Origin of the sequence: Bacteroides caecigallinarum (assembly GCF_016902295.1) — a bacterium.
Classification (GTDB): Bacteria; Bacteroidota; Bacteroidia; order Bacteroidales; family Bacteroidaceae; genus Phocaeicola; species Phocaeicola caecigallinarum_A.
Genome location: NZ_JACJLQ010000224.1, coordinates 1 through 224, shown reverse-complemented (window position 1 = coordinate 224; position 224 = coordinate 1). Strand labels below are relative to the sequence as shown.

The following is a 224-nucleotide window of genomic DNA, read 5'->3' as shown; positions in this document are numbered from 1 at the left end:
AGATTTCTCAGGGTCGTCAAAGACTATGACGTTGATAGGATGCAGGTGTAAAGCTGGAGACAGCAAAGCCGAGCATTACTAATTGCCCGTTGACTTTTGTTGTCACGTGACACATGAAGGATGTTATATACGTTCGGTTCTTGAAAAACGAAAGAGTTTTGGTTGAAAGGAAATGTTCTTTCTTCAGTTTGTTATTCTCATGTGAAGATGAAAAAAGAAGAATA

The 224-nt window shown here is 38.4% G+C and carries 1 rRNA gene; it reads left to right on the top strand.

Features of this window, described 5'->3' with window-relative positions:
* Positions 1–103 (top strand): 23S ribosomal RNA (locus tag H6A27_RS14905); the annotation flags it as partial.
* Positions 104–224 lie beyond the last annotated feature (121 nt).